1 protein-coding gene is annotated in these 3,046 nt (G+C 64.7%); it reads right to left on the bottom strand.

Annotated elements, in window-relative coordinates; translation table 11 throughout:
- Nucleotides 1-242: 242 nt before the first annotated feature.
- Nucleotides 243-2,639, bottom strand: a complete 2,397-nt coding sequence (locus tag AOK01_RS16880; protein WP_245702284.1) for a preprotein translocase subunit SecA — start codon at nucleotides 2,637-2,639, stop codon at nucleotides 243-245.
- Between the last annotated feature and the right edge of the window lie 407 nt (nucleotides 2,640-3,046).

Raw genomic sequence — 3,046 nt, 5'->3', positions numbered from 1 at the left:
GGCTGTCGTGGGGGTGGCTGTTCCTACCGGGGTTCTTTGTAGGCCGGTGCTGTCGGCATACCGCGACGGAGATCTGTCCAGACGCTCCGGGACGAAGCCGAGGCCGCAGGAAGGCGCACAAGCCTGTCCCGCGGATCCGGCTGCTCACCGACGGGTGCGGCTCCGTGTAGTGCGTCCAGATGTGACGTCGGCCTGATCGTCGGCGCTGGTGCCGTTGGAGGAGCTTCCGGCGAGGGTCGTCCCTACCGCTTCCGCTTGTGCGGTGCTGCGTTCTTCGTGCCGCTCTGCGGCCGCTTGGCGTTTGGGTGGATTGAGCGATGAAGCTCTGAGGGTGGCCGCAGGGACGACAAGATGGTCGTCAGCGCAGCATCAAGTGGCCCGGTGTGCCCGTCGTAACAAATGTCGAGGAGCTCGCGGGTTGATTGGTCGTAGAGGAAGACGACGCCTCGCGGCAGACCGAGCTGGTGTTTCTTAGCTCGGAGGTAGTTGCGGAGCCTCCTGTCCGTCTCTTCGGGATTGGCTCCAGCCGGATGGGTGGCCCACACGAACAGCCAGCCCTCTGCCGGGTCGACGCTGGCCGTGAGCGGCACGGTCAGGCTACGGCCCTTGGGGCTCGGGTTGTCGAGGAGTTCATCGCCGTGGCGGGCGAACTTGCGCTGCACGTCGGTTGTCCCAGACAGCAGCGTGGCGCCGATGCTCAGCCATCCAGTGACATTGCGGGACTGCAATTCGTCGATCAGCGGCGCGAGTGGTGATGGCACCATTGCCGGCTTGGGCGCCAGTGTTGAACGCGCGTCGTCGTGCCCTCGGGTGTGGAACCACTGGTCCAGCGCATCGGTTCGGCTGGTCAGGAACGCAGGTTTTCGTGTTCGGTAGCGGCGCAGTTCGGCTGTGGCTGGCTCGGGCAGGAAGGGGAACGCTGCACGCACCTGCACCGGGTCGGGTTCCACCCACAGGCCTGCCTCGAAGAAGTAGAGGAACAGATCCATTTCGTCGGGCGCACGGAACATCACAGTGACGTCGGGGTTGCGGCGCCGACGCAGGTACAGCAGGAACTCGGCCGGACGCGCCACCAGTTCGGTGATCAGCTCAAGATCGTGCAGGGACACCGTCCAGGGAATGTTGTCCGCGGCCAGCAGGCCGGCCCGCACCAGCTCGGCGGTGGCAGTCAGGACCGTCGATATGTCATCGAGGCTGACGGCGATGGTGTGGATCTCACGGATTTGGCTGAGGTCGATCCATCCCTCGTCTTTGCTGCGCAGGCCGCCGTCCCGCTCGATGGCGTCGCGCATGCGCCCGGCCTGTTCGGCCGCTTTGGTGATGATGCCGGTTAGATCGGTACGGATCCGTGCCGTCTTGCCCCCGCGGGATAGCGCGCTCAAGGCGACGGCCTTGTCCTCCACGATGATGGCGACATCGTCGAGGACGATGAGGTGGTCGCCCTCGGCGCGCTTGGTGTACTTCGACGGGTCGGCGGCCTTGGCTTCGTCATCGCTCGCGGGCAGGTAGTACTCCAACCCGTCCCGGAATCGGGCGCCGGGAAGGACACGCTCCAGCGCGGCGTGTGTGCGGGATTCGAGAAGGTCTCCGCGGTGCTTGGCGTACTGGCTCCACACCGGGGCCGTCTTCTTCAGGTGTTCCTCGAGGTTCTCCCGCACAGCGAACACGTTCAACGCCGGGTGCGGCAGCATCAGACGCCCGTCTGCGCCCACGATAAGCGGTCGCATTCGCAGCGGGTTCCTTCCGCTGGTGAACGCCTCGACGACGGCCGTGGGACTGTCCGTTTCCAGGTTTAGGCGGAACCGCTCGACAATGGCCCGGACACACTCTTCGGCCAAGCTCGTATACGCAACGATATCGTCGATCGTGACAGTGGCCTGCTCGGCAGGCGGTTCGAACATCGATGTGACGCTGAGCATGGCCTGTTCCGTCAGATGTCTGTCCGCCCGGCCTTCCTCCTCCGCCGCCATCGCGTCCAAGACCGCATTGCCCATCGCCTCGATGCGGTCGTTCAGCCTGTCCTGCTGCAGGTTATGGCAGGCATCGAGGACTGCTACTGCATCCGTGGCGTTGAAGCCCAGGTGCGCCTGCAGAGTTGCGCGGACGCTTCCAACGCTGTCAAGAAGTGCCAGATTGGTTTCCTCTACCATTTCCGGATATGACGGATTGCGCATCCATACTTCAGCGCCCCGAATGAACATGGACACCATGGCGAACTTATCGGTCGGGTCGGCACGTGCGAATGAACGCAGCTCCGCAAGGTAGAGGATCTTGCTCAGCCCTTCCTTCGCGCTGGAGACGAAGTGGCTCATCTCCTGAAACCCGGCTTCGGAGGCGGCCGCTCCCCCTTCCTCCTGCCGGGTGGCCAGAGCAATCAGCGCCAGCAATTCGACATAGACCGCGCCCGCCTCCGCGGTGACAGGTATCTCGCCCTCGCGGGCCATCGGCAGGAATCGCTGACGAGCCACCTCAATGAGCCGGATCGCGTCGAACCGCCGCACTTCCACGACGAACTCCTCAATCGCCGTGGCGAAGGCCGCGTCAGCCTCAGACGCAGGGTCGTCGCCAGGCAAGGAGGCCATGAGCGTGGTCATGGTGGTCAAGGAATCCGCCATGACCTGCCCGTGCGCGTCGAGCACCGAAGTACCCGACGCGGAACGGAAATGTCTCTTGTTGCGCGATTTGCGGCGCTTTGTGCGAGAGCCCATAGGGTCAACTTCACCACACACTACGCGCGGTCAGCGAAGGGTTTGGCGACCCACAGTCGCCGCTGGCGACAGAGCGTCGGTGCTCCCGTCGACGGGGTCATCGTTGAAGAAGCGCTCACCGGGCATCGGCCCATCCTGCCCGACAGCGCAGCTGCTCCGGTCCGGGATCGGTAACGACGTGCAGACCGGCTGCTGTCATGGGGTGACCGGGTGGCTGTCACGGTGTGGTTAGCAGATCGCGGTCCGGCTGTGTTGGGTTTGCCGGTCTTCGTGTGGAGGGGCGACCGGGGCGGTGGGGTTGGCCGTGTGACGGTTTCACAGGCCCCGGTGGGGGAGAC

Origin of the sequence: Streptomyces aurantiacus (genome assembly GCF_001418335.1) — a bacterium.
Lineage (GTDB): Bacteria > Actinomycetota > Actinomycetes > Streptomycetales > Streptomycetaceae > Streptomyces > Streptomyces aurantiacus.
This window is presented reverse-complemented; position numbering and strand designations above follow the sequence as displayed.